The following is a 23,830-nucleotide window of genomic DNA, read 5'->3' on the forward strand; positions in this document are numbered from 1 at the left end:
TTGTCGGAGTATTTTCCTGCAGTGGATACAGGAGGGTAAGTTGTCTTGCTGGCTTACAGGGTGGAAAGGAAATTAATCTGCAGGCAAAAAGTTGTCAATAGGGCGGATTTTTAACGATGCGCGCAGTGTTGGTAGCGATGAAATACTTTATTCCATAACTAACAATGGCTTTTATTTTTTCTCTCCCTAAGTTAAATGATGTTGTTTTTAGTTTGTGGTTTCACTTTATTTCTATGTTTTAAACTTGGCGTCGATGACTTGTAATCATTCACTCGGTACGTTCGTTACGTCTGCTAACAAAAGTTTATTATTTTTTTAAAATTTAACTTTTTTACCTATTGAAGAAAAAGGCCGAACCGGTGTTTTTAATGTTCACATTCCCGAAATATATAAAAAGTAATAACAATCATTCCCCTGCTTTTGATAGTGGAATACGGACGATAAAAATTTTTAATTACCTGGGAATAAATGCTCATTTCGTTCGTCCTATGTGCTCCAAAACCCAATACCGTTTCATTATTGTGAGCCGATCCTATGCGAGAACCTCGTCCGTCTTTCTGCGCGATGTTTAAAAATTTACGCTACCCGCAGCAATTTTTACTGCGTGGCACCGTGATAGTCGCCATTCCGTTAGCCCTCTGCCTGCTGTTTGCCTGGGCGTGGGGGGCCCTGACGCCGGGGCGTTTATCCCCCGACAAGCTGGTTAATGCGCTGGAAAAAACGGGAGGAGAGCACCCCGGCTACCGCCGCAATCATGCCAAAGGGGTCTGTGTAGTGGGATATTTTGACTCCAACGGTAGCGCCAGCGCGCTGTCGAAAGCAACGGTGTTCCTGCCGGGCAATACGCCGGTCATTGGCCGCCTGGCAATTGCTGGCGGTAACCCCAACGCGCCCGATGGTGCGGTGCCAGTGCGCAGTATGGCGCTGCAGTTTATCACCCGTGATGGCCAGGAGTGGCGTACCGGGATGAACGCGCTGCCGTTCTTTAGCGTCGCAACGCCGCAGGGCTTCTACGATCAGCAAATGGCGGGTATTCCCGATCCTAAAACGGGCAAACCCGATCCAGCCAAAATGAAAGCATTTATCAGCGCTCACCCGGAGGCAAAGCCGTTTTTTGCCTGGGTGAAGGGCTATGTGCCGACGTCGAGCTGGGCCAGTGACAGCTACAACAGCCTGAACGCCTTCTTATTTACCAATAAAACTGGGGACGTTCATGGCGTGCGCTGGAGTATGCAGTCGCAAACCCCCGGCGTGCCGGTGACGGCGGAGGACAAAGCGAATCCTTTGTTCCTGCAGCAGGACATCAAGCAGCGCCTGCAGCAGGGGCCGCTGAAATGGGATTTGATTATCAGCGTGGCTGAAAAGGGCGATGTGATTAACGATGCGACAAAAGCCTGGCCCGATAGCCACCAAAAACTTAACGCAGGCACGCTGGTGCTCACTACCGCACAAGATCAAGCTGACGGCAACTGCCGGGACATCAACTACGATCCTCTGATCTTGCCGGAAGGTATTTCTGGCTCAGACGATCCGCTGCTTAGCGCGCGCTCTGCGGCTTATTCATCATCCTTCAATCGCCGCACGCATGAAGAAGCTCAGGTAAATAAAGGGGGCCGGTTATGAGCAAAGTGACGTATTTTCACCCTCTGCTGCGCGTCGTTCACTGGGCGATGGCGCTGATGATCGTGGCAATGCTGTTTATCGGCGTGGGGATGGTGTCCACGGTGTCGGCATTACACGCTTTTTTATACTCATTGCATAAACCGCTTGGCGTTGCCATTCTGCTGCTGGTTATCCTGAGGGTTTATCTCCGCCTTCGTTATAAAACGCCGTCGCTCCCGGCGAATCTGCCAGGTTTTCAGGTAGCGCTGGCACATTTATCCCACTGGCTGCTCTATCTTCTGATGGTAGCCCAGCCGCTGGTAGGCTGGGCCATGCTCTCTGCAGCGGGCTATCCTGTGACGCTGGGGACTGGCATCACGCTACCGGCGCTGGTGGCGAAAAATATTGAGCTTTATGCCGTGCTTCGGCCGCTGCATACCTGGCTTGCTCTGCTGCTGTTCGTCATCGTAATTCTGCATCTGACCGCCGCATTATTTCATGCGCTGCTGTTGCGTGATGGCGTGTTCAGCAGTATGACGGGCTACAAAGGCCGGGGCTAACATCGCCAGTGGAGTAAATCATGTCAAAACTGAGCGAACAGGAAGTACGGGAAATGCTGCCGCATCTGCAGCGTTTCGCCCTATGGCTCACGCGGAATCCTCATGCCGCGGAGGATTTGGTGCAGTCCTGCCTTGAGAAAGCATTTACCCGCGAGAGGAATCTGGCGGCAAGGGAAAGCCTTCGCAGCTGGCTGTTCTCTATTCTCTACCGGCAATTCATTGACGGCGAGCGGCGAAAAAGACGCTATCAGCGTATTTTGTCGTTGTTTACCGGCGATGAACACCCGGTGGCCGCGTCAACGGAGGAGATGCTGATCAACGACGATATGCTGGCGATGTTCAGCCAGCTTCCCGTGGAGCAGCGCGCATTACTGCTGCTCATCAGCGTAGAAGGTTTGAGCTATAAAGAGGCGGCTGAGTCGCTGGATATTCCGTTGGGAACCGTGATGTCGCGTTTGTCCCGAGCCAGAAAACAGCTGCAAAAATGGGATGAAGGCACGCCATCCACCCCGGCGTTAAGGAGATTAAAATGAAATCGCGCATACCTGACGAGCAGGATCTCCATGCCTGGGTTGACGGGCAGTTGGATGACGAGCGCAAAAAGTGGGTTGAGCACTATTTGCAGCAGCACCCCGAGCAGGCCGCACAGGTCAAAAAATGGCAGGCCGATGCCCGGCGTTTACGTCTTTCGCTGGACGAATTTGTGCCACAGGTTTCTGCCCCTGCTTCGGAAGTACAGCGGGCGCGGCAGCAAATCCAGCGCACTCGCCGGTGGCGGTTAGCCGTTGCTTTTAGCCTGCTGTTCTCCGTCGGCATGGGCGGCGTGGCCGGGTGGCAGCTGCATGCCAGCGAAGTTCTGCGGCAAATTCTGCCGATGGAAGATGCCGTGCAGGCCTATCGTCTGGTGAACAGTGGCAGCGTGAAAGCGCTGGACGTTGTGGCCAGCGATCGCGCGGAGGTGAATAACTGGATGAGTCGCTACTTTATTAACGGGGCGCTGGCACCAGACCTCGATAATTACGGTTTTACGCTGGTGGGCGGGCGTTTAATGGTAACCGAGCAGGGGCCGGCGGCGCTGGTGGTCTACCGGGACGCTCAGGGCACGCGCGTGGCGTATTATATCCGGCCCTCCGGCATGTTTACGCTGGGGAAAGGGGAGCGACAGGCCGATAACCTGACCGCGCAGTACTGGAGCGATCGCCGCTATAACTACGCGATGATAAGCCCGGCCAATGACAGCCAGACGGCGAGGTTACAACAGGCGGTAGCGCAGTACGCGGGGGATGCGCGAGCAATTTAATGCAGGCGTCGGTTTATTCGCCAATGTCAGAAAAAATATACCATTTTTGCCTGAAGGTCTTATCCTGAATGGAGTGAGGCGGCACTCGGATCCCCCGAAGCTGCCTCCGTCATTCCTGAAGGATAAAACATGATATCTACACATATTGGCTTCCCGACCGAAACGGTAGCGGTATTTCTTGCGCTTTCGGTGGGTGCCATTTTTATCGACCTTTTTATGCACCGCAAAGACGAGCCCATCTCGCTGAAAAGTGCCGCTTTGTGGTCGGTGTTCTGGGTTGCAGTGGCAATGCTTTTTGCCGGTTTTTTATATCTTCATCACGGCGCAGAAGTCGCCAGCCTGTTTGTCACCGGCTACGCGCTTGAGAAGGTGCTTTCCGTCGATAACCTGTTTGTGATGATGGCGATTTTTGCCTGGTTCGGCATTCCGGATCGCTACCGGCACCGCGTGTTGTACTGGGGCGTTATCGGCGCGATTGTTTTCAGAGGCATTTTTGTGGCCATCGGCACCGGGCTGTTGTCGCTGGGGCCTTATGTTGAAATCGTGTTTGCGCTGATTGTGGCGTGGACGGCGGTGATGATGCTCAAAGGCAACGATGGAGAGGACGAAGTTGAGGACTACTCTCAGCATCTGGCTTATCGGCTGGTAAAACGCTTTTTCCCTCTTTGGCCAAAGCTTGCCGGGCGCAAATTCCTGCTTAACCAGGCTGAGGTTGACCACGAGCTGGCGAAGCCAGAAAACCAGGCCATCACCGTTGGGCGAGTAAAAAAAGCCACGCTGTATGCTACGCCGCTGATGCTTTGCGTGGCGGTGGTTGAACTGTCTGACGTGATGTTCGCTTTTGATTCTGTCCCGGCCATTATTGCCGTCAGCCGTGAACCGCTGATCGTCTACAGCGCAATGATGTTTGCAATACTTGGCTTGCGTACCCTGTATTTTGTGCTGGAAGCGTTAAAACAGTATCTCGTTCACCTGGAAAAAGCGGTGGTGGTGCTGCTGTTCTTTATCGCCGTTAAGCTCGGGCTTAACGCCAGCGAACATATCTGGCATCACGGGTACAGCATCTCGGCCACCGCCAGCCTGTACGTTGTGTTGGGCGTGCTGGCCGTGGGCATCATCCTCAGCGTCATGTTCCCGGCAAAAGCGGAATCAAGCGACAGTAAGAACTGAACAGGATGAAGGACGCCTTCGGGCGAGGGCGTCCTGATGACGAGATTCAGAGATGTTTGTCGAGGCGTAATCTTTCGATAGGTGAGCGACGACGAGATTTGGCGCGGTGGAAGTGGCGCCAGTGGTAATCCCTGGCTGCGGTCAGCAGCTCATAATCCCCTCTTGAATCCCCCCAGGCGCGCAAGTGCAGCTGGTTAAGCGGGCCATAAATCTGTTCCAGACGCTGAATCTTTTGATCGCAGCGGCAGTTATGGCCGTTAATGCGGCCGGTTAACACGCCGTCCACCACTTCAAGCTGAGTGCCGATGAGCTTCACGCCCAGACGTTCGGCGAACGGCAGCAGCACGATGGCCGGAGACGCAGAGCACAGCGTAACTTCAGCGCCAGAACGAAGCTCAGCGGCAACCGCCATCAGCCCACGCGGGCGCATCATTTTTTCGAAGTTTTTCGCGCAATACACTTCGGCTTTATTCTTAACCCACTGCTCATTCACGCCGGTTAAGAAGGTTGAAATCAGGATTTCTTTTAATTCATCGCGGGTTAGTTTCCGGCGCAGGCATTTGAGCGTCGGAATGACCATACGCATCATCTTGCGCGCGAAGGTTTTGCGCCCAAAGGCAAACCGCAGGAACGGGACAAAGCTATCGCTATGGGTCAGCGTGCCGTCAAAATCAAAAACCGACAGGACGCCTGGCGAAGGATCATTCATAACAACCATAGATTCCCAACTTTCCTTTTTATCTGTTCGTCGCGAGGGCATCTTGCGAGCGATGGGGAAATTATAAACTTTTAAATCCCGCTACGGAAACCATCGCGAAATGTGATAGGGTAGCCGAATGAACATAAATCACACCGCACTTATCGTTATCCGCTGGTGGCTGTCTCTTTAGAGGCGGCAGGAATTCGTTCACCCTTTTCTAATAGCCGCCGGAAGGCGGCTATTTCGTTTAACTGTTCGCCCTCCGGCAAGATTTATCAGCCTCAGGAGGCAGTTATGAGCAGTTCACACGCTTTACAGCAAACCATTCTTACCGGCGACCGTCCAACCGGCCAGCTTCACCTTGGGCACTACGTCGGCTCACTGCGTAAACGCGTTCAGCTTCAGAATGAGCACCAGCAGCACATTTTGGTCGCCGACCTTCAGGGGCTAACCGACAACGGCAGCCGCCCGGAGAAAGTCGCCGAAAACATTCTGCAGGTGATGGCGGACTACCTGGCGGTTGGCATTGATCCGCAGAAAACCACAATCTGCCTGCAATCCTCTCTGCCAGCGCTGGCCGAACTCACCATGTTGTATATGAACATCGTGACCGTCGCCCGGCTGGAAAGAAACCCGACGGTAAAAAGCGAGATAGCCCAGAAGGGGTTTGCTCGCTCTTTGCCTTCTGGTTTTCTTGTCTATCCGATAAGCCAGGCCGCGGATATTACCGCATTTAAAGCCAGCCTGGTGCCGGTGGGGGACGATCAGCTGCCGATGATCGAACAGGCCAATGAAATTGTGCACAAGATGAATAGCCTGACGCCGACGCCGATATTAACCCCCTGCAAAGCGTTGCTCAGCCCGGTCAGCCGTCTGCCGGGCATTGACGGTAACGCTAAGATGTCAAAATCCCTGGGCAATACGCTCACCCTTTCCGCCAGCGAACAGCAGATTCATCAGGCCGTGAGCGCCATGTTTACCGACCCGGATCATCTGCGCGTTAACGATCCGGGAAAAATTGAAGGCAATGTGGTGTTTACTTATCTGGATGCTTTCCATGAAGACAAAGAGAACGTTGAGGCGATGAAAGAGCACTATCAGCGCGGTGGGTTGGGGGATCGGCAGTGTAAAAACGAGCTGGAAACCTGTCTGCAAAACCTGCTGGCGCCGATCAGAGAGCGGCGAAATCGCTTTATCGAAGATAAGCCTTATTTGCAAGAGGTGTTGAAAGCCGGGAGTGAAAAAGCACGAGCGCTGACGCAGCAAACGGCGGACGAAGTGAAACGTGCGCTGGGGCTGCCGGTGCTATTTTAACGGCAGAAGGGCGCGAGACGGCGAACATCGACGCTTTAGTCAGCCAGCCGGTGAAGCCTGACAGAGCAAGGGCTGGTGGAATACAACCGCCCGTGCTCTCATAATTTTTGAAGAATCTGGCAGTGAAGCGTACCTGCAGGGCTGAAAAACCACAAAGCTTAAATAGCACGTGGCATCCAGGCAGGTATGCTTACGGCAACATGATGACAAGCCCTAAAACTCGACAAACACGGTGCCGAAGTATCTGCCCTCCGCAATAGCCTGAATGGCCTCTGGGGCCCGCTCTATCCCATTGACGATGACATGTGGAAACACGATATCCCCTGTTTGAAGCCATTCTGCAAATCTCGTATCCCATTCCGCGTGAGCATCCGGGTCGTCGTCAGCGCTGTATCCGCGTATCGTGATCTTTTTCAGGAGGATCTGGACTGAATCGAGCTCGACGGGGGCTTCCCGTCCCGTTCCTGCATCAGCGAGCTGGCCCGACAGAGCCCCGACGATCGCAATTCGGGCACCTGGGCGTGCAGCCACGATGGCTGACTGCAGTTGTTCCCCGCCTACGCAATCGAGCACGACATCAATGCCTTCCGGAGCGACTTCACGCAGCTGTGCCACGTCGCTGCCGCTGCCCCGAATCACCGCCGCGTCGTAACCTAATTCCTTAACAAGCCGTTCGGCTTTTTGCCTGGAGCTTGTGCTGCCAATCACTCGTCCAGCGCCAAGCTGTCGGGCGATCTGCCCGGCCATAGAGCCTATTGCGCCGGCCGCGCTGGTGATAAGGACGGTATCACCGGGCCTGATTTCAACGCCTCGCGTCAATGCCGCATAAGCCGTCGAGCCATGCGAAAGGCTCGCGACGTCCGGATAAACTCGGCTATCAACACGGACGCACTCCGCGAGCGGGACGGCGGCATACTCGCGCCAGCCCATGAAATGCCGAACCCGATCGCCCGGCCTGAGTTCACTCCCAGGTGGAGAAGAAAGGACCTCGCCGAGCGTTTCCTCCGCCAGAGTGTCGCCCGGCTTCAGCGCCGGAAACGGTACGCCAGGGATGGCTTCGGCGCCCTCGCTGATCATCATGCGCAGCGAGGCGGAGACTCGCGAATAACGGTTCCTGACCAGAACCTCATCGTTTTGTGCAACGGGTAAAGCCACTTCGACTATCTCAAAGTCAGAAACCTTTGGGCGGCTGGTGGGTCTGACCTTGAGTCGGAGTTCACGGTTTGTGGCTGGCAGAGGATGCACCTGACCAATCCTTGTATAATGTGAGCCTGGAGTTCACATTTTGAGTTGGAGGCACAGTGATGTCTACTCGCATTCAGCCGTGCGATAACGGGATGCGGAAGCTCCCAAAGCAGAAGCGTTCTCAGGCGACAGTGAGCGCGATCGTCGAGGCTGCGACTCAGGTTTTAGGTGAAAAAGGCTGGCGATACTTCACCACCAATGAAGTGGCCGAGTTTGCGGGTGTCAGCATCGGGTCGCTTTACCAATACTTTCCCAACAAGCTCGTACTCGTAGAGGCCATTAGAAAGAAGCATTTCAGCGATGTTATCAACGTCCTGCAGGCTGCCAGTGAAAATACCGAGGATGTGAACCAGAGTTTCAACCTGCTGATCGAAGGCATGCTGTCGGTACATGGGGCACATCCCGCTCTACATCGGGCCCTGGTGGAAGAAGCCCCCCGGAGCGACGAGGCTATTTCGGCTCACGCCGAATTTGAAAAAAAGTATAACGAGTACTACCTCGCCCTTGTTTCCCGGTATGGGGCGCGACGGAATGCCGATGATATTCAGACAGCGGCGTGGACATTATCCGCTGCTATTGAAGGGATTGTGCATCAGGCGGCCTTGCGCGGATTGACCGGTTCATCGGCGCTGAAGCGGGAATTGGTTCAGTTGCTTTTTGGGTACTTAAGAGGGCAGACAGCATAAACACACGCTTTTACTTTCCGCCTGTGTGTCTTTGAATCTTCCCTCCCAGGAAACTTCAACCGGCTGGCATTGGGCAACGAGTGGCGGTTTTTAATAACCGGCTTATGCATCTGTTACGCCACTTTTGGACGTAACAGAGCTTTAGCTATCTCGTTTAGCCTGTTATATCGACGTGAGCTAAAAATTTACGAAACCATTCACAGATTTTTTAGCTCCCGGAAAGCGTCTTTCATACGGCGTAGTTTGGCAAAGACTTCCCAGTTGGCGCTCTCCATGCAACCCAATCGGGAGCGTATGGAAGCCCGATCGACGCGTAGAAACGGATTGGCCGCGAGCTCCGTTGCCAGTGTCGATGGAACGGTCGGCATGCCCGCTTGCCTCTTGTTCTCTATCAGCGCGATCTGCTTCAGCAGATCGGCGTTGTCTGGTTCGATTGTGAGCGCGAAGCGGGCATTGTCGGCGGCGTATTCGTGCGAGGAATAGATGAGCGTTTCCGGCGGCAGCGATCTTATTTTATCGATCGAAGTCCACATCTGGGCCGGCACAGCTTCCTGGACACGCCCGCAGCCAAGATGAAAGATGGTGTCGCCGGAAAAGAGAAGCCCGGCCTCCTTGAACCAAAAGGCGATGTGCCCGCTCGTATTCCCCGGCACGTCGATAACCAGGGCAATATGCTCCCCCAATGCTACCGTATCGCCTCCGATCACGCCCCGATCGATACCCGGGATATCATCCACTTCGGCCGCCGGGCCAATGACGCGTGCCCCTGTTTTTCGCTTGATCTCCGTGTTGCCTGAAACGTGGTCCCAATGATGGTGCGTATTAAGGATCAGATCTACGCGCCTCCCTTCAAGCACATCCAGTGCCGGACTGGCCTCGGTTGGATCAACGACGGCCAGGGCACCTGTCCGTAAATCTTCTATAAGGAAAATATAATTATCTTCGAGAACGGGCAGGATCTGCACCGATAACCCATTGCATTTTTCAACGATCATCCTGGACTCCTGGAAACAATAAAGCGCGGCGCTGTTTGATGGGAAATTAGAGCGCCGCTGAGGCATTGAACCCCGAATGAATAACCGCTGCCGCCGGCGCCGGGTATTGGCCGGCGGCTTGCGATCTACTTACTGCTCAGCGCGGGGGCAGACCTTCTGCCGCGCGTGCGGCCTGAACGCTGGGGCGCTGTTCCATGCGCCGCATGAATCGCTCAATGGCCGGGTAAACGGACATGTCGATCCCAACGCGGGGCGGCCAGTTCAGTACGTTATAGAGATAGGCATCAGGTGCCGAAAATTCGTTGCCGAGCACATAGTCGTTGTTCGACAGATGCTCTTCAACAAAGGCGAACCGACCTTTGAGGAATCCTTCGGCGTAGCGGTTTTTCGCCGCATCGTCGAAAAAGGGCTGGAACATCGTCGACATCCCTTTGGCAAGGTCGGTCGCGATGACATTGAGCCATTCCAGCGCGCGATAGCGCTCCTGCGTGCCGAAGGGGGGCAGCAGGTTAAGGCCGGGGTTCTGGTCGGCGATCCACTGCAGAATGACTGCACCTTCGGTAATCAAGTCACCGTTATCGAGCACCAGAATCGGAATGAAGCCTTTCGGGTTCACATCGAGATAATTGCCCTCGACAGTCGTCTTCGTGGCGAAGTCTACTTTGACCAGATCGAAGGCAAGGCACGCCTCTCGCAGCGCGATGGCCGGGGAAAGCCCGCAAGAGCCAGGGGAGTAATAGAGTTTCATGAGTCCTCAGATTTAATGTTGAGCTTGTTGGCGGTTATGGTTCGAGGATTTCCAGCGTTTCGACCATGCGGATCGCCCGGGAGAAGTTCGCCAGGTTGACCGACGTTCTTGTCGCCTGGGCGTGTAATTCCTCAACCCGCTCGCGGGTAGCATCAGTGCGCAGGCGCACCACATACCGGATTTCGTCATAGCCGGGATTCACGCTGTCATCCAGGCCCAGGAAACCTCGCAGGTCCAGTTCACCGTCAGTTTCGATTTCAAGGCTGTGGAGGGTGATGCCCATGGCGGCCGCATTCGCCGCATAGCCGACTGACATGCAGGCGTTTAGCGCTGCCATCAGCAGTTCCTGTGGGTTAGGCGCGGTATTCTGTCCCAGCAGCTGGGCCGGTTCGTCGGCGGCAATCTCGAAATGGCGTGCGTGTTTCTCGCCCCCCAGTTCGTAATGATCGACGCTCGCTACCGTCCGCGTCTGGCCCTGCCATTTCGTTTTAACGTTGAAGCGGATTGCGCCCCTGGCCGGGTTGTCGCGCACGTCCTGGGCGAATTGTTGTAGGTCGGCGACGTTGATACCGTTTACGGTTTTGCCCATCATATGATCCTCCAGAAGCCGCTCTGCGGCTGGTTGTCAAAGTCAGATTGCCTTGCCGTTTTGGCGGCTTTCTTGCGGCCATCTTAAACATGGCCTGTAGTCGGAAAAAGCCATGTAAATGGATATGACTGTTCGAAATAGCGAACAATGACAGGCAGCCAATTCGGGGCTCGAGCTTCAAGATATGTCCAGCCGGCAGGAGAGTTTCCCGGTCGGGTTACCCTCCCGGGTAGGGCTATGGCTCCGGCTTCAAGCTAGCTGGGATGTGCGGGGTGGGGTCAAGGCAGGTGGGATCGTTTTCGAAGAGGTGGGGGCCAGTGGCAACTCAACGCCATGACATGAGAAATTAAGTGCGACGGGCACGACGGGCTGTCGCCGGGGCCATACCTGGATGCTTCGCAAAAAGCTCGACAATCCACTCCACAAAAACGCGGACCTTGGTCGATAGATGGCGATTCTGCGGATACACCACATGAATAGGCATCGGATCATTGCTCCAGTCGTCGAGTATCAACTCGAAACGGCCATCTTTCAGCATGGGTTCCATCAGGAATGCCGCCATTTGCACGATGCCCAGGCCGGATAAGCCAGCCGCGGTATATACATAACTGTCATTCAGTGCGATGGGGACGGTGAGAGTACGCTTGATACGTTCCCCCTCACGGGAAAAATGCCAATCAAAAATCTGGCCAGTGCGGGGCGAAAAATAATTCAGGCATTGATGATGCACCAGATCGTCCGGGTGCAGGGGGCGGCCATGACACTTCAGGTAGGACGGGGCCGCGCAGGTCATGTAGTGCATAACGCCCACGCGACGTGCAATCAAGCTAGAGTTGCGTAGCTCGCCGACCCGCACGGCACAATCTACGCCCTCCTCGATCAGATCGACTGAGCGATCGCTGCAGCCCAGTTCTAGCCTGATGTCAGGGAAACGGGCAAAGAAATCAGGCAGGGCGGGCACCAGAACTTCGCTGGCAAGACCGGTGGGTGCATCGACCCGCAGCCGTCCTTTTGGACTGAGCCTGGTGCTTGAGAGCGATTCTTCCGCTACGCGAATCTCCGTCAAAATGCGTAAACAATGTTCGTAGTAGGCGGCACCGTCCGCGGTGACGCTGCAGTGACGTGTGGTACGGTTCAGCAGCCTGACCCCCAGCGTTGTCTCCAGCGTCTTAATCAGCGTCGACACCGTCACTTTGGGCAGCTTCATGGCTTCCGCCGCACGACTGAATCCGCCGGCGTCAACCACCTGCACAAAGACTTCCATCGCTTGAAATTTATTGTTCATCTCAGGACTTATTGTTCGCTATTTTGAACGGTTATATCAATTTAGATCACTTTTTTAAATGATATGCCCTGCCGACGCTTCTGGTAACGCATTGCGGCGGTTTGGCAGAGGGAAGATTCATCTCCGGGCTGCCAATAAGTCGCGACCAGAGACCCGTCGAGTATGACGTGAGGGGCCAGAGAGACATATTCAGATGAGTAATTATGGATTACCATTATTGCGAAACTTTCGCGAACATTCACAGGGACAGCCCATCAGATGCGTTATTCAGCCGCAGCACTTCTTCCTATGCTGGTTTTACTCTCTGCCTGTAGCAGTAAGCCGAAAACCGCCGAACAGCAGACGACCAGCGGCACGCCGTCTGGCGGTTTCCTGCTCCAGCCACAGCACGATGTCTTTATGCAAACCGGTGATTTTGCTTACAACTCGGAAGCAGAGAAGTTTATCGACAAAATGGTGAATGAGCATGGCTTTGACCGTCGCCAGCTGCATGAAGTGTTGTCCCAGGCCAAACGTCTGGATTACGTGCTGCGCCTGATGGATCAGCAGGCACCGACGACCGCGCCGCCTGCCGGGCCGAACGGGGCATGGCTACGCTATCGCGCTAAATTCATCACGCCGGATAACGTACAGAACGGCGTTAAGTTCTGGAACCAGTATGAATCGGCCCTGAACCGCGCCTATCAGGTTTATGGCGTGCCGCCGGAAATCATCGTCGGAATCATCGGGGTTGAAACCCGCTGGGGCCGCGTGATGGGTAAAACACGCATCGTGGATGCTCTCGCGACGCTTGCCTTTGCCTATCCGCGCCGCGCGCAATACTTTGCGGGCGAACTGGAAACCTTCCTGCTGATGGCGCGTAATGAAGGGGACGATCCGCTGGCGCTCAAAGGCTCCTTCGCCGGAGCAATGGGTTACGGGCAGTTCATGCCTTCCTCATTTAAAGAGTACGCGGTGGACTTCAACGGCGACGGGCACGTGAACCTGTGGGATCCGGAAGATGCTATCGGCAGCGTGGCGAACTATTTCAAAGCGCACGGCTGGGAAAAGGGCGACATGGTTGCCGTGCCGGCCAATGGGCAGGTACCGGGGCTGGCTAACGGCTTCAACACCAAATACTCCGTGGCGGCGCTGGGTCAGTCCGGCCTGAGCCCGCAGGGCGCTTTGGGCAACCATCAGGAAGTGAGCCTGCTGCGCCTGGATATGGGCGATCGTTACCAGTATTGGTACGGGCTGCCAAACTTCTACGCCATTACCCGCTACAACCACAGCACCCATTATGCGATGGCGGTATGGCAATTAGGGCAGGCCGTCGCGCTGGCTCGCGTTCAGTAATACGTTTTATCGCCCCCGTTTGGGGGCGATAAAGGCGGTTCTCAAATACCTGCCTGGTGAAAATCATGCAGGTTAATTGCCCCCAGCAGCCTGCCGTTTTCATCCACGACCGGCGCCGCGCTAATGCGTTTTTTCATCAGCATCTCTTTGGCATCTATCGCCCGGGTCTCGGCATTCAGCACCGTGCCATTCTTCGTCATGGCATCTTTGATCCCGGCTTCCAGCTTACCGCCGCCCACCAGCCAGCGGCGCAGGTCGCCATCGGTAAAGACGCCGGCAACTTGCTGCGCTTTGTCGCAGACGGCAACCAGCCCCAGGCCTGTGCGGCTTAGCTCCAGCATGGCATCCATGACGGAGGCGCTGTCCGCCACCTGTGGGAGCTGCTCGTGGGTGCGCATCAGATGATGAACCCGATTTAATAAACGGGCACCTAACGCACCGGCAGGGTGTGAACGCGCAAAGTCCTCTTCGTTAAAGCCGCGCTCCTGCATGACGGCCATGGCCAGTGCATCGCCCATCATTAATGTATTAACCGCGCTGGAGGTCGGCGCCAGGCGCATCGGGCAGGCTTCACGCTCTACTGAAATATCTACGGTGGCAAAGGCCGCTTTCGCCAGCGGCGACTCAGCTTTGCCGGTAATCGCAATCAGCTTAACGGCCTTTTCCTGCAGGCGAGGAATAATTAAATCCAGCTCTTTCGCATGGCCGGAATAGGAGATAAACAGCAGGATGTCGCGGCTTTCGATCATCCCCAAATCGCCGTGTAACGCTTCGGCGGGGTGAACGAAGAAGGCGGGCGTGCCGGTGCTGGCAAAGGTGGCGGCAATTTTCTTCCCGATATGCCCGGACTTGCCCATGCCGGAAACAATCACTTTCCCCTGACAGGTGAGCACGGCGTTGGCGGCGGCGACAAAACCTTCGCCAAGTCTGTCCGGCAGGCGGCTCGCTTCCTGTAATTCCAGCAGCAGGGTTTCTCGTGCGGCGTCAATCATTCGCTGATGCATCTTCTTCTCCGGTAACAATCACTTTCACGCCTTTTTCACGCAGCGCGGTGAGGAATTCGTGGCTAATGCCGCTGTCGGTGATGATCGTATCCACTCTCTCCAGTCCGCAGACAATATTCGGGCTTTTACGGCCAAACTTTGAGGAGTCGGCCATCAGGATCACTTCGCGCGCCGCGTTGCACATCGCTTTGCTGACGGTATAAACCTCGTTGTAGGTTGTGACCCCGGCGGTGAGATCGATGCCATCGGTGCCCATAAAGAGCCTGTCAAAGCTGAAGTGTTCGAAGGCGTTTTCCGCCAGTTGGCCATGAAACGAGGCCGATTTCTTACGGAAGGTGCCGCCGGGCATCAGGATGGTTTGTTCGTTGTCCAGCTCAGACAGCGCGTTGACGATATGCAGGCTATTGGTCATCACCGTAATGTTATTGAAGTGCTGGAGCAGCGGGACCAGCTGCAAAACGGTGCTGCCCGCATCCAGAATAATGGAATCGCCATCGTGGATATACTTGACCGCCGCCTCGGCAATTTGCTGTTTTTGCTGGGTATTGATCAGCGTTTTGTGGTCAATGGGCGGATCGGGTTCGTCTTTACTGAGCACTACGCCGCCATAGGTGCGAAGCACGGTGCCAGCCGTTTCAAGCAGCACCAAATCTTTACGGATCGTGGTGCCGGTGGTTTGAAAATGCTGGGCGAGATCTTCCACCGAGCATTTTCCCTGCTTCTGCAGATGTTCCAGGATCGCCGCCTGCCGCTGACGTGGTTTCATAGGCTCTTATTACCTTGCAATAAATTTCGATTCGGTAATTTCGCAAGCAATAAGCATTCGAAACGAAATTAACCCTGTTTCAGTTTAAGCGCTAATGATAGAGCATTCTGACAATCACGATCATGGGGAAAGATCACATCGGGCTGCAATTCCTGCCGATTCATGCCGTGTAACTGCATTACTGGCTGTGGGAGGGCAAAAACCGTCAGGCCTTTCATTATCAGGCTATCGCGGACGTTTTGCCGCTCATCAAAGGCGAGGGCAATGACCACTCTGGGCCGAAAACGCCCGGATGAACGGCCTACACCAACGGCACCCTGCTGGCAGAGCCGGTCAAAGGCCCGATTAAAACGACGAATTTGCCAGCCGCCGAGCAGTAGCTGGCTTAGCCAGGCGATCGCCGCCAGGGCGATCAGTGCATTCATCATGCATCCTCCTTTGGGCCGCCTCTGGCTGAGGGCCAGAGGCAACCGGTGACCCGAGAGTTAAAACATAACCTGCCCGCCGGTGACGTTGATCGACTGTCCGGTACAGTAAGAGGCTTTATCGCTGGCGTAAAACAGGAGCGTGTTAAGCACATCCTGGTAGTCACAGCCGCGTTTTAAGGGGACTTTGTCGATGTAGTATTGCTCTACTTCGTCAGCAGGAATGCCGAGTTTTTCCGCGTACTGCGGCAGCAGAGACTGGAACATTGGCGACTTGAGCAGGTTACCCAACATGAGCGCATGCACCGTGATGCCGTATTCCGCCAGATCGAGGGCGAGAGACTGCGTCAGCCCCACGCCACCGAATTTCGCCGCGCTGTAGCCGGAGTTGTGCTTGCTGCCGACCTTGCCGGACTTTGAGTTAATCTGGATGATGCGGCCTTTAATCCCGTCGCGAATCATCAGGCGGGAGAACTCCCTGGCGCACAGGAAGTACCCCACAAGGTTTACCTGCAGCGAACGGTCAAAATCCCCCAGAGCGAAATCACCAATAAACGCCGCTTTGGCGATGCCCGCACTGTAAACCAGCAGATCGACCTGGCCGAAAATCTCGTCCACGCCGTGAGCCAGCGCGGTAACGCTTTGCTCGCTGGTGGCGTCCGAGCCAAATCCCCAGGCAGAACCCGGCCCGTACTGGTCGTTAATTTCCTGCGCGACGCGGGCCGCTTTCTCACTTTGAATATCCACCACGGCAACTTTGTAGCCTTCCTGGGCCAGCCCATGGCAGAGAAACGCCCCGAGCGTTTGGCCTCCACCGATGACAACGGCAACCTGATTCATGTTTTACTCCTTTGATTAAATGATAATGTTTATGCAACAAACTTCAGCTGGCAGCCGGGTTCAATGCCCTGAGGCAGCGGGCCAGCGACGTGTACGGTGCCAGGGTATTCCGCCCGTGCTTCACCATCGAAGCGCAGGGTGATGTGCCCGAGCTCCTGCAAGTTTTGCTGGGCCACGTCGCCGACGGCGGTAACGGCGTAATGCTGGCCATTGAGTTCAAAGTGGATACCTGGCTTTAGCTGGCCGGTCAGCTCGCCGTGGCAGTGGATAAAGCAGTAATCCTGAATATCCGCCGGGGCGCCTTCCCGAAAGGTAATAAGCATGTTGTCTGCCAGCGCCTCGCGAGCGCACTCTCCAATCTGGACGATGGTGGTCTGGTAAATGGTTTGCATGGGGCTTTCCTTTATTGGTAGATGAAGCCGGACACCAGCCAGGCAATTAGCACGGTAGGGGCGCCCGTTAAAAAGCGCCCGACCAGCACAGAAGGCACGCCGACGCGCACCGTTTCCTGGCGCGCTTTCGCCAGAGACAAGCCAACAGGAATAAAATCGCAGGCGGCCTGGGCGTTAATGGCGAACAGCGCGGGCAGCGCCAGGTGAGGAGGGATATGTCCGAGGCCAATCTGCACCCCAATCAGCACCCCGATGACCTGCGCAATCACCGCCCCAGGGCCAAGGAAAGGTGAGAGCAGGGGGAAGGAACAAATCAGCGCGAGCGTAATCAGACCGAGAGGGTTATTGGCCAGCGGGGCCAGGCCGTGGGCAATCCAGTCGCCCAGCCCGGAGGCCATAATGATGCCAATCAGCGCCGACACGAAGGCCATAAAAGGCAGAATCGTTTTCAGAACCGTGTCGATAGTGTCGCGCCCCGCCTGAAACAGCACGGCTACGGCTGAACCCATTCCCATACCGACTTTGGCCAGCAGGCCGTCGCTTTGTTCGGTGATTTTTTTGCTGGCGTCGTAGTCCCGCGCTGGCGCAGGTTTGCGTTCGGCCTGCGGTTCGCCATCGGCCCAGCTAATGTTTTCTTCCCGGACGCCTGATACGTAAATATCTTCAACGATGTACTGCGCCAGGGGGCCTGATTTGCCGGTGGCGTGGATATTGATGGTCGGGATGCGGCGTTTAGGGTAGAGCCCGCAGCGCAGCGTGCCCCCGCAGTCTATGATTGCCAGCGCAATTTCTGCCTCCGGCGGCTCGCCGTCTTTAAAACCGTCTACCGCCTGGCAGCCGGTCATTTCACTCAGCTTATCGACGATTGCCGGGCGCGTACCCGCCGTGATGTAAACGATTTTTTTGCTCGGATCGACCGGGACGATCAGCGGCCCGCCCCATCCACCCTGGCCTTTTTCAATACGAATGCTTTGAGTCATGATTTTTCCTTAGAGGCGGACCTGGCGTTCCAGCTCAATGCCCATTTTTTTCTCGAAAATCGAGGTGGTGAGATCGGTTATCCAGCCGCGGAAGAAGTTGGTAACCAGCCCAACCAGCAAATAGCTCACTGCAAGCGGGGCCAGCGGCAGGCCCAGCGTCGTTAACCCGCTGGCAATGCCCAGATAAACAAACAGTTCGCCAGGGTTGATGTGGGGAAACAAACCGTTCATCGAATGGCAGCTATACGATGCGGCGGCGTAATAGCTCGGTTTGTACTTCTCAGGCATAAAGCGCCCCAGACTTAGCGTCATCGGATTGCAGAACACGAAGGTGCCGATGCAGGGTAGCAAGAGGTAACGCGAAACGGGGTTGCCGGCGCAGCGCTGCGCCATACGTTCAATGCGGTGCTGGCCGATAAAGTTAATCAGCGCGTTCATTATCACCAGCAGGCTGATCAGCAGAGGGAGAATGCCGGTCACCATACCGGTAAAGACCTCTCCGCCTTTCTGAAACAGGCCAATAAACCACTCCGCCCCGTGGGTAATCATGTCGATCATTTCTGTCTCCTGTAGGGTTATCTGCTCACCGTTGTTCCCGGTGGTGGCTCATATTAATCATTTTGAAATGCGTAAATATGTTATTTAGATCTCATTGTGAAATATAAATCTGTCAGTTTGAAAGGTTATTGAGTGGTGAAAGAGGTGAAAAAATGACGTTCTGATTAACGGAAGGGAAAAGGGGGCTTGATTGAGGGTTCGTTTATGCCGAGGTGTAAAACAGGAATTTACAAGGACTACTGGGTAGATTATGTTATGTTATAACGAAACAATATTGGTGCCGGTATGTCTGTTGCAGCTCCCTCTTCACTGTTAAGCCTTTCCGGGCTATTTCGCGCGGCCCTTGTCGCGCTGCTGATCCTCGGCCTGTGGGGCGCCATTCATTGGGCGGTTATCCTGCCATGATCGAACTGCAGAATCTCGAGCTGGGCTATTACGGCAACGTGGTTGTGTCGGCCCTCAGCGGCCAGTTTCAGCGCGGCAGCATGACGGCGGTGATTGGGGCGAACGGCTGCGGTAAATCGACGTTGTTAAAAACCCTGGCCGGGCTACTGCCTCCCATTTCCGGCAGCGTAAAGTTTCAGGACAATATGCGCCCGCGCATTGCCTGGCTGCCGCAGTTAGGGGAGATGGATCGGCAATTTCCCGCCACGGTTTATGACGTGGTTTGTATGGGGAGCTGGCCGGGACGCGGGCTGTTTTCCGGTCTTCGTCGCCAGCACCGTGAACGCGTGACGGAAGCGATTGAGCGCGTGGGATTAAGTGACCATTACCTGCGGCCGATTGATGTGCTCTCAGGGGGACAGTTTCAACGCATGCTGTTTGCTCGCCTGCTGGTTCAGGACGCACCGCTGGTTCTGCTCGATGAGCCGTTCACCGGCGTGGATGCGCAGACCAGTGAATTTTTAATGGAACTGATGTGCCAGATGCACCGGGATGGCAAGACGCTTATCAGCGTGCTGCATAACAACGAGCTGGTACGTCGGCATTTTCCTGAAGTCTTGCTGCTCACCCCGGAGGGTTACCAGTGGGGTAACGCCGACGAAGCCTTAGCGCAATATGCTTCCTTTCGCCCACGCCTGGTACAAACTGCATGATTTATCACCTTTTTATTGAGCCGTTTGTGGCTTACGGCTTTATGCGCCGCGCGCTGGTGGCCTGCCTGTCGCTTTCTCTGAGTACCGTTCCGCTCGGCATTTTTCTTCTGCTTCGTCGTATGAGTCTGGTGGGTGACGCGCTTTCTCATGCCATTTTACCCGGCGTTGCCGTGGGTTATCTGGTTGCCGGTATGTCTCTGGTGGCAATGGGCATTGGTGGGTTTGTCGCTGGCGTGCTGGTGGCTTTACTTTCCGGCTGGGTTAGCGCCCGGACGCCGTTAAAAGAAGATGCCAGCTTTGCCGGATTCTACCTTGGGTCGCTGGCACTCGGCGTGACGTTGATATCATTGCGCGGTTCAAGCGTTGACCTACTGCACCTGCTATTTGGCTCAATTCTCGCCGTGGATGGTGAGGCTATTAAGTTTGTGGGGCTCATTGCAAGCGTGACGCTGATTGCACTGGCGCTGCTTTATCGCGGCCTGGTGCTGGAGTCGTTTGACCGCAGCTTTTTACAGGTGAACAACCGGCTGCTGCCGTCGCTGATACACGGCACGTTTTTGGCGCTGCTGGTGCTTAACCTGGTGGCCGGTTTCCAAATCCTCGGCACATTAATGTCCGTTGGCCTGATGATGCTCCCCGCCATTGCCGCGCGCTGCTGGGCTAAGACATTGCCGGGCTCGATCGCTCTTGCCGTGGTGTGTGGCCTGATTTGTGCCTGGTTAGGGCTGGTGTGGTCTTTCTACGCCTCGTTACCCGCCGGGCCGGCCATTGTGCTTACCGCGAGCGTCGCATTCTTTATCTCAATACTTTTCGGACCGCGCAGCGTGCTTGCAGGGAGCCTGCTGCGTAGGAAATTGGCAATCATAAAGGGGGTTAAATGAAACGTTTAGGGATTGGTATTGCGCTGGCTCTGGCGCTCTCCAGCCAGATGGCTGCAGCGAAAACGCTGAATGTAGTGGCAAGTTTTACCGTGCTGGCCGACATGGCTAAACAGGTTGGCGGCGACCACGTCAAAGTCACCAGCCTGGTGGGGCCGGATGGCGACCCGCATAGCTTTGAACCTTCGCCGAAAGACAGCGTCGCGTTGCGTAATGCGGATGTGGTGATTGTAAGCGGGCTCGGCATGGAAGGGTGGATGGATCGCCTGGTGACGGCGTCCGGCTACAAGGGCAAAGTTATCGTGGCTTCCCAGGGAATTAACACCCGCAGCATGGAAGAAGACGGTAAATCAATCACTGACCCACATGCGTGGAACAGCGCGGCAAACGGGGCAATCTACGCGGAAAATATCGCTGCAGCGCTGGTTGCTGCCGACCCACAGGATGCAGCGGCTATCCGTAAAAGCGGCGATAGCTATGCAGCTCGCCTGAAGCAGCTAGACGGCTGGGCGAAAAAACGCTTTGCGGATGTGCCGCAGGCTAAACGCAAGGTACTGACCAGCCATGATGCATTTGGCTACTTTGGTGAGGCTTACGGCGTCACGTTCCTGGCACCAGTGGGCTTTTCCACTGAAGCTCAGGCCAGCGCCAGCGACGTTGCATCTCTGATTAAACAGTTGAAAGATGAACATATCGCCACCTACTTCATCGAAAATCAGACCGACCCACGTCTGGTGAAGCAAATTGCCAGCGCGACCGGCGCTAAGCCCGGCGGTGAGCTTTATCCTGAGGCGCTTTCAGGCCCTGGCGGCCCGGCAAGTACCTACGAAAAGGCGTTCAAGCACAACGTGAACACCATCGCCAACAGCATGAAGTAGTTTTTCTCCCGGCCAGCTTTCGCTGGCCGTTCCATTTCTGGAATCCTTCCCGAGTATCCCGATGTAATCCCCTGCAATGCCCGTAAAGTGCTATCGTGTTGGCTAATGATATGTCTACAATCGGAGCCAGCATGACAGACAGCGCATTGTTTGAGCTAAGCCAGCGGGTAGGGAATGGCCTTGGACAGCTTGGGGCCACGGTGACTACTGCAGAATCTTGTACCGGCGGCTGGATCGCGAAAGTGATTACTGACGTTGCCGGCAGCTCAGCCTGGTTTGAGCGGGGCTTTGTGACCTACAGCAATGAAGCCAAACATCAGCTGATCGGCGTGAACGAAACCACGCTGGAAGCCTATGGCGCCGTCAGTAAAGGCGTGGTGCTTGAGATGGCTCAGGGAGCGCTTGCCGCCGCGAAAGCGGATTATGCGGTTTCTGTCAGCGGTATCGCCGGGCCAGATGGCGGCACGCCAGAAAAACCGGTCGGTACGGTGTGGTTTGGGTTTGCGGATAAGCACGGCAGAACGCTGGCAAAAGTGCAGCGCTTTGACGGCGACCGCAATGCCGTTCGCCGCCAGGCCACGGAATTCGCCCTGCAGAGCCTGTGGGACGATTTTCTAAAAAATAAACTTGATACTGTATGACTGTACAGTATAATTGCCTCAACGAAACAGTATTGAGAACGCGGGGTTGCGAATTATCGCATCACTCAGCATGACAGGAGTAGAAATGGCTATCGACGAAAACAAACAGAAGGCGTTAGCGGCAGCACTGGGCCAGATTGAAAAACAATTTGGTAAAGGCTCCATCATGCGCTTGGGTGAAGACCGCTCCATGGACGTGGAAACGATCTCTACCGGTTCACTTTCTCTGGATATCGCGCTGGGCGCCGGCGGCCTGCCAATGGGCCGTATCGTAGAAATTTACGGGCCTGAATCTTCCGGTAAAACAACGCTGACCCTGCAGGTTATTGCGGCCGCACAGCGAAGCGGTAAAACCTGTGCGTTCATCGATGCCGAGCACGCGCTGGACCCGGTTTATGCCAAAAAGCTGGGCGTTGATATCGACAACCTGCTGTGTTCCCAGCCGGATACCGGTGAGCAGGCGCTGGAAATCTGTGACGCGCTGGCACGTTCAGGTGCGGTTGACGTCATCATCGTTGACTCCGTTGCGGCGCTGACGCCGAAAGCGGAAATCGAAGGTGAAATCGGCGACTCTCATATGGGCCTTGCGGCACGTATGATGAGCCAGGCAATGCGTAAGCTGGCGGGTAACCTGAAGCAGTCCAACACGCTGCTGATCTTCATCAACCAGATCCGTATGAAAATTGGCGTGATGTTCGGTAACCCGGAAACCACGACCGGCGGTAACGCGCTGAAATTCTACGCGTCTGTCCGTCTCGACATTCGTCGTATCGGTGCAGTGAAGGATGGCGAAAACGTCGTCGGTAGCGAAACCCGCGTGAAGGTCGTGAAAAACAAAATTGCCGCGCCATTTAAACAGGCTGAATTCCAAATTCTCTACGGCGAAGGCATCAACTTCTACGGTGAGCTGGTTGACCTGGGCGTGAAGCACAAGCTGATTGAAAAAGCGGGTGCATGGTACAGCTACAACGGTGAAAAAATCGGTCAGGGCAAGGCAAACGCCAGCAACTTCCTGAAAGAGAACAAGCCGATGGCGGAAGAAATTGAGAAGAAACTGCGCGAAATGCTGCTGAATAACCAGGACAGCACGCCGGACTTCACGGTTGATGACCACGACGAAGACGCGGTCGAAACTAACGAAGACTTCTAAAACAAGACAAAGGGCTGCTAACGCGGCCCTTTGTGCTTTCTCTCTCCTGATATCGATCTTTGCCACACGACCCTATGTCCGACAACACCGCTTCTCCCCGCCGCAGCCCTTTTGCCCGCCTTCTGGATAAGGCGACCCGTATTCTTGCCATGCGTGACCACAGCGAATATGAGCTGCGCCGTAAGCTGGCAACGCCTTCTGCCTTTGCGGCAAAACTTGCTAAAGAGGACGAACCTGAGGTCACTCAGGAAGACATTGATAAGGTTATTGCCTGGTGTTACGAACACCGCTGGCTGGACGACGTGCAGTTTGCGTCACGTTTTATTGCCAGCCGCAGTCGGAAAGGGTACGGACCGCAGCGTATTCGGCAAGAACTGAAGCAAAAGGGCATCGAACGGGCCATTGGGGAGTCCGCGATGATAGCCTGTGAAATTGACTGGCAGCCGCTGGCGCGCGAACTGGCCGAACGCAAGTTTGGCTCGCCGCTGCCAACAGAGTGGCAGATGAAGGCGAAAGTGCAGCGTTTTCTTCTCTATCGTGGCTTCTTTATGGAAGACATTCAGGAGATCTGGCGAAATTTTGCTGATTAGGGCCACACTGGATTTTACTTCCCTCGCCAGAAAACTTATCTTATTCCCACTTTTTTCCAGGTAAGCTGGCCTGAGCCGTCTGCGTTACGGCCGTCATGGCAG

At 55.2% G+C, this 23,830-nt stretch carries 27 protein-coding genes; 14 read left to right on the top strand and 13 right to left on the bottom strand.

The annotated features are described in order from the left end of the window. Positions 1-534 precede the first annotated feature (534 nt). From WFN87_RS15120 to WFN87_RS15140, 5 genes are all read left to right on the top strand, one after another. The gene (locus WFN87_RS15120) at positions 535-1,623 is read left to right on the top strand and encodes a catalase family peroxidase (protein WP_442892777.1); all 1,089 of its coding nucleotides are present in this window, start codon (positions 535-537) and stop codon (positions 1,621-1,623) included. Continuing rightward, complete coding sequence (locus tag WFN87_RS15125; RefSeq protein ID WP_336983586.1) at positions 1,620-2,162, top strand: cytochrome b; 543 nt, start codon at positions 1,620-1,622, stop codon at positions 2,160-2,162. The genes WFN87_RS15120 and WFN87_RS15125 overlap by 4 nt, the downstream gene beginning before the upstream one ends. 20 nt (positions 2,163-2,182) lie before the next feature. Beyond that, the gene (locus WFN87_RS15130; protein ID WP_008458310.1) at positions 2,183-2,695 is read left to right on the top strand and encodes an RNA polymerase sigma factor; all 513 of its coding nucleotides are present in this window, start codon (positions 2,183-2,185) and stop codon (positions 2,693-2,695) included. Continuing rightward, positions 2,692-3,462: an anti-sigma factor family protein gene (locus tag WFN87_RS15135; protein WP_008458308.1), complete on the top strand. Its 771-nt coding sequence runs from the start codon at positions 2,692-2,694 to the stop codon at positions 3,460-3,462. The genes WFN87_RS15130 and WFN87_RS15135 overlap by 4 nt, the downstream gene beginning before the upstream one ends. 129 nt (positions 3,463-3,591) lie before the next feature. Then, positions 3,592-4,632 carry a TerC/Alx family metal homeostasis membrane protein gene (locus tag WFN87_RS15140; RefSeq protein ID WP_008458305.1) on the top strand — a complete coding sequence of 347 codons (1,041 nt, stop codon included), beginning with the start codon at positions 3,592-3,594 and terminating at the stop codon, positions 4,630-4,632. 46 nt (positions 4,633-4,678) lie between these two features. Here WFN87_RS15140 and WFN87_RS15145 read toward each other — a convergent pair whose 3' ends face one another. Continuing rightward, positions 4,679-5,350 (bottom strand): HAD-IB family hydrolase, encoded by a 672-nt coding sequence (locus WFN87_RS15145; protein WP_336983587.1) that lies wholly within the window; start codon positions 5,348-5,350, stop codon positions 4,679-4,681. Between the two features lie 276 nt (positions 5,351-5,626). Between WFN87_RS15145 and trpS the strand changes: the two genes are divergently transcribed. Next, positions 5,627-6,646 carry a tryptophan--tRNA ligase gene (gene trpS / locus WFN87_RS15150; RefSeq protein ID WP_336983588.1) on the top strand — a complete coding sequence of 340 codons (1,020 nt, stop codon included), beginning with the start codon at positions 5,627-5,629 and terminating at the stop codon, positions 6,644-6,646. Between the two features lie 213 nt (positions 6,647-6,859). Here the strand turns inward: trpS and WFN87_RS15155 are convergent, their stop codons facing one another. After that, entirely contained in the window at positions 6,860-7,891 is a 1,032-nt protein-coding gene (locus WFN87_RS15155; RefSeq protein WP_336983589.1) for an MDR family NADP-dependent oxidoreductase, read from the bottom strand. Between the two features lie 59 nt (positions 7,892-7,950). Between WFN87_RS15155 and WFN87_RS15160 the strand changes: the two genes are divergently transcribed. Further along, positions 7,951-8,577 (top strand): TetR family transcriptional regulator, encoded by a 627-nt coding sequence (locus WFN87_RS15160; protein ID WP_166995630.1) that lies wholly within the window; start codon positions 7,951-7,953, stop codon positions 8,575-8,577. A 197-nt stretch (positions 8,578-8,774) separates the two neighbouring features. Here the strand turns inward: WFN87_RS15160 and gloB are convergent, their stop codons facing one another. The 4 genes from gloB to WFN87_RS15180 form a co-directional block, all read right to left on the bottom strand. Further along, positions 8,775-9,572, bottom strand: a complete 798-nt coding sequence (gene gloB / locus WFN87_RS15165; protein ID WP_336983590.1) for a hydroxyacylglutathione hydrolase — start codon at positions 9,570-9,572, stop codon at positions 8,775-8,777. A gap of 136 nt (positions 9,573-9,708) precedes the next feature. Continuing rightward, positions 9,709-10,320 carry a glutathione transferase GstA gene (gstA, locus tag WFN87_RS15170; protein ID WP_008458293.1) on the bottom strand — a complete coding sequence of 204 codons (612 nt, stop codon included), beginning with the start codon at positions 10,318-10,320 and terminating at the stop codon, positions 9,709-9,711. 34 nt (positions 10,321-10,354) lie between these two features. Then, positions 10,355-10,909 (bottom strand): OsmC family protein, encoded by a 555-nt coding sequence (locus WFN87_RS15175; protein ID WP_008458291.1) that lies wholly within the window; start codon positions 10,907-10,909, stop codon positions 10,355-10,357. A gap of 346 nt (positions 10,910-11,255) precedes the next feature. Then, positions 11,256-12,194 (bottom strand): LysR family transcriptional regulator, encoded by a 939-nt coding sequence (locus tag WFN87_RS15180; protein WP_336983591.1) that lies wholly within the window; start codon positions 12,192-12,194, stop codon positions 11,256-11,258. Between the two features lie 258 nt (positions 12,195-12,452). Between WFN87_RS15180 and mltB the strand changes: the two genes are divergently transcribed. After that, a complete protein-coding gene (mltB, locus tag WFN87_RS15185) occupies positions 12,453-13,529 on the top strand; it encodes a lytic murein transglycosylase B (RefSeq protein ID WP_336983592.1) in 1,077 nt (358 codons plus the stop codon). A gap of 41 nt (positions 13,530-13,570) precedes the next feature. On the opposite strand, the gene gutQ is transcribed toward mltB, so the two are convergent. From gutQ to srlA, 7 genes are all read right to left on the bottom strand, one after another. Further along, positions 13,571-14,533, bottom strand: a complete 963-nt coding sequence (gene gutQ / locus WFN87_RS15190) for an arabinose-5-phosphate isomerase GutQ (RefSeq protein WP_336983593.1) — start codon at positions 14,531-14,533, stop codon at positions 13,571-13,573. Further along, on the bottom strand, positions 14,514-15,299 hold the full coding sequence (gene srlR, locus WFN87_RS15195) for a glucitol operon DNA-binding transcriptional repressor SrlR (protein WP_008458284.1): 786 nt from the start codon (positions 15,297-15,299) through the stop codon (positions 14,514-14,516). Before srlR ends, gutQ begins: the two co-directional genes overlap by 20 nt. A gap of 68 nt (positions 15,300-15,367) precedes the next feature. Further along, entirely contained in the window at positions 15,368-15,727 is a 360-nt protein-coding gene (gene gutM, locus WFN87_RS15200) for a transcriptional regulator GutM (protein WP_008458281.1), read from the bottom strand. A 57-nt stretch (positions 15,728-15,784) separates the two neighbouring features. After that, positions 15,785-16,564: a sorbitol-6-phosphate dehydrogenase gene (gene srlD / locus WFN87_RS15205; protein ID WP_008458279.1), complete on the bottom strand. Its 780-nt coding sequence runs from the start codon at positions 16,562-16,564 to the stop codon at positions 15,785-15,787. Between the two features lie 29 nt (positions 16,565-16,593). After that, entirely contained in the window at positions 16,594-16,956 is a 363-nt protein-coding gene (gene srlB, locus WFN87_RS15210) for a PTS glucitol/sorbitol transporter subunit IIA (protein ID WP_008458277.1), read from the bottom strand. Between the two features lie 11 nt (positions 16,957-16,967). Continuing rightward, positions 16,968-17,936: a PTS glucitol/sorbitol transporter subunit IIB gene (srlE, locus tag WFN87_RS15215; protein ID WP_336983594.1), complete on the bottom strand. Its 969-nt coding sequence runs from the start codon at positions 17,934-17,936 to the stop codon at positions 16,968-16,970. A gap of 9 nt (positions 17,937-17,945) precedes the next feature. Next, positions 17,946-18,494 carry a PTS glucitol/sorbitol transporter subunit IIC gene (gene srlA / locus WFN87_RS15220; protein ID WP_008458272.1) on the bottom strand — a complete coding sequence of 183 codons (549 nt, stop codon included), beginning with the start codon at positions 18,492-18,494 and terminating at the stop codon, positions 17,946-17,948. Between the two features lie 401 nt (positions 18,495-18,895). On the opposite strand from srlA, the gene WFN87_RS15225 reads away from it, so the two are divergent. From WFN87_RS15225 to WFN87_RS15250, 6 genes are all read left to right on the top strand, one after another. Beyond that, positions 18,896-19,591, top strand: coding sequence for a metal ABC transporter ATP-binding protein (locus WFN87_RS15225; RefSeq protein ID WP_166879725.1), 696 nt, complete (start codon positions 18,896-18,898; stop codon positions 19,589-19,591). Beyond that, positions 19,588-20,472, top strand: a complete 885-nt coding sequence (locus tag WFN87_RS15230; protein WP_008458268.1) for a metal ABC transporter permease — start codon at positions 19,588-19,590, stop codon at positions 20,470-20,472. The genes WFN87_RS15225 and WFN87_RS15230 overlap by 4 nt, the downstream gene beginning before the upstream one ends. Beyond that, positions 20,469-21,347 (top strand): metal ABC transporter substrate-binding protein, encoded by an 879-nt coding sequence (locus WFN87_RS15235; RefSeq protein WP_336819602.1) that lies wholly within the window; start codon positions 20,469-20,471, stop codon positions 21,345-21,347. The genes WFN87_RS15230 and WFN87_RS15235 overlap by 4 nt, the downstream gene beginning before the upstream one ends. 131 nt (positions 21,348-21,478) lie before the next feature. Next, positions 21,479-21,988, top strand: a complete 510-nt coding sequence (pncC, locus tag WFN87_RS15240; protein WP_336983595.1) for a nicotinamide-nucleotide amidase — start codon at positions 21,479-21,481, stop codon at positions 21,986-21,988. Between the two features lie 85 nt (positions 21,989-22,073). Continuing rightward, on the top strand, positions 22,074-23,138 hold the full coding sequence (recA, locus tag WFN87_RS15245) for a recombinase RecA (protein ID WP_008458263.1): 1,065 nt from the start codon (positions 22,074-22,076) through the stop codon (positions 23,136-23,138). 74 nt (positions 23,139-23,212) lie between these two features. Then, entirely contained in the window at positions 23,213-23,728 is a 516-nt protein-coding gene (locus WFN87_RS15250) for a regulatory protein RecX (protein ID WP_336983596.1), read from the top strand. Positions 23,729-23,830: the final 102 nt, after the last annotated feature.

Source organism: Cedecea sp. AS113, from assembly GCF_037152415.1.
In the GTDB taxonomy this organism is placed as follows: Bacteria; Pseudomonadota; Gammaproteobacteria; order Enterobacterales; family Enterobacteriaceae; genus Cedecea.

Bases quoted from the DNA above. Each gene is read 5' to 3' on its own strand.
- WFN87_RS15120 (WP_442892777.1), top strand. From the start codon at position 535: ATGCGAGAACCTCGTCCGTCTTTCTGCGCGATGTTTAAAAATTTACGC.
- WFN87_RS15125 (WP_336983586.1), top strand. From the start codon at position 1,620: ATGAGCAAAGTGACGTATTTTCACCCTCTGCTGCGCGTCGTTCACTGG.
- WFN87_RS15130 (WP_008458310.1), top strand. From the start codon at position 2,183: ATGTCAAAACTGAGCGAACAGGAAGTACGGGAAATGCTGCCGCATCTG.
- WFN87_RS15135 (WP_008458308.1), top strand. From the start codon at position 2,692: ATGAAATCGCGCATACCTGACGAGCAGGATCTCCATGCCTGGGTTGAC.
- WFN87_RS15140 (WP_008458305.1), top strand. From the start codon at position 3,592: ATGATATCTACACATATTGGCTTCCCGACCGAAACGGTAGCGGTATTT.
- WFN87_RS15145 (WP_336983587.1), bottom strand. From the start codon at position 5,350: ATGGTTGTTATGAATGATCCTTCGCCAGGCGTCCTGTCGGTTTTTGAT.
- trpS (WP_336983588.1), top strand. From the start codon at position 5,627: ATGAGCAGTTCACACGCTTTACAGCAAACCATTCTTACCGGCGACCGT.
- WFN87_RS15160 (WP_166995630.1), top strand. From the start codon at position 7,951: ATGTCTACTCGCATTCAGCCGTGCGATAACGGGATGCGGAAGCTCCCA.
- gloB (WP_336983590.1), bottom strand. From the start codon at position 9,572: ATGATCGTTGAAAAATGCAATGGGTTATCGGTGCAGATCCTGCCCGTT.
- gstA (WP_008458293.1), bottom strand. From the start codon at position 10,320: ATGAAACTCTATTACTCCCCTGGCTCTTGCGGGCTTTCCCCGGCCATC.
- WFN87_RS15175 (WP_008458291.1), bottom strand. From the start codon at position 10,909: ATGGGCAAAACCGTAAACGGTATCAACGTCGCCGACCTACAACAATTC.
- WFN87_RS15180 (WP_336983591.1), bottom strand. From the start codon at position 12,194: ATGAACAATAAATTTCAAGCGATGGAAGTCTTTGTGCAGGTGGTTGAC.
- mltB (WP_336983592.1), top strand. From the start codon at position 12,453: ATGCGTTATTCAGCCGCAGCACTTCTTCCTATGCTGGTTTTACTCTCT.
- gutQ (WP_336983593.1), bottom strand. From the start codon at position 14,533: ATGCATCAGCGAATGATTGACGCCGCACGAGAAACCCTGCTGCTGGAA.
- srlR (WP_008458284.1), bottom strand. From the start codon at position 15,299: ATGAAACCACGTCAGCGGCAGGCGGCGATCCTGGAACATCTGCAGAAG.
- gutM (WP_008458281.1), bottom strand. From the start codon at position 15,727: ATGATGAATGCACTGATCGCCCTGGCGGCGATCGCCTGGCTAAGCCAG.
- srlD (WP_008458279.1), bottom strand. From the start codon at position 16,564: ATGAATCAGGTTGCCGTTGTCATCGGTGGAGGCCAAACGCTCGGGGCG.
- srlB (WP_008458277.1), bottom strand. From the start codon at position 16,956: ATGCAAACCATTTACCAGACCACCATCGTCCAGATTGGAGAGTGCGCT.
- srlE (WP_336983594.1), bottom strand. From the start codon at position 17,936: ATGACTCAAAGCATTCGTATTGAAAAAGGCCAGGGTGGATGGGGCGGG.
- srlA (WP_008458272.1), bottom strand. From the start codon at position 18,494: ATGATCGACATGATTACCCACGGGGCGGAGTGGTTTATTGGCCTGTTT.
- WFN87_RS15225 (WP_166879725.1), top strand. From the start codon at position 18,896: ATGATCGAACTGCAGAATCTCGAGCTGGGCTATTACGGCAACGTGGTT.
- WFN87_RS15230 (WP_008458268.1), top strand. From the start codon at position 19,588: ATGATTTATCACCTTTTTATTGAGCCGTTTGTGGCTTACGGCTTTATG.
- WFN87_RS15235 (WP_336819602.1), top strand. From the start codon at position 20,469: ATGAAACGTTTAGGGATTGGTATTGCGCTGGCTCTGGCGCTCTCCAGC.
- pncC (WP_336983595.1), top strand. From the start codon at position 21,479: ATGACAGACAGCGCATTGTTTGAGCTAAGCCAGCGGGTAGGGAATGGC.
- recA (WP_008458263.1), top strand. From the start codon at position 22,074: ATGGCTATCGACGAAAACAAACAGAAGGCGTTAGCGGCAGCACTGGGC.
- WFN87_RS15250 (WP_336983596.1), top strand. From the start codon at position 23,213: ATGTCCGACAACACCGCTTCTCCCCGCCGCAGCCCTTTTGCCCGCCTT.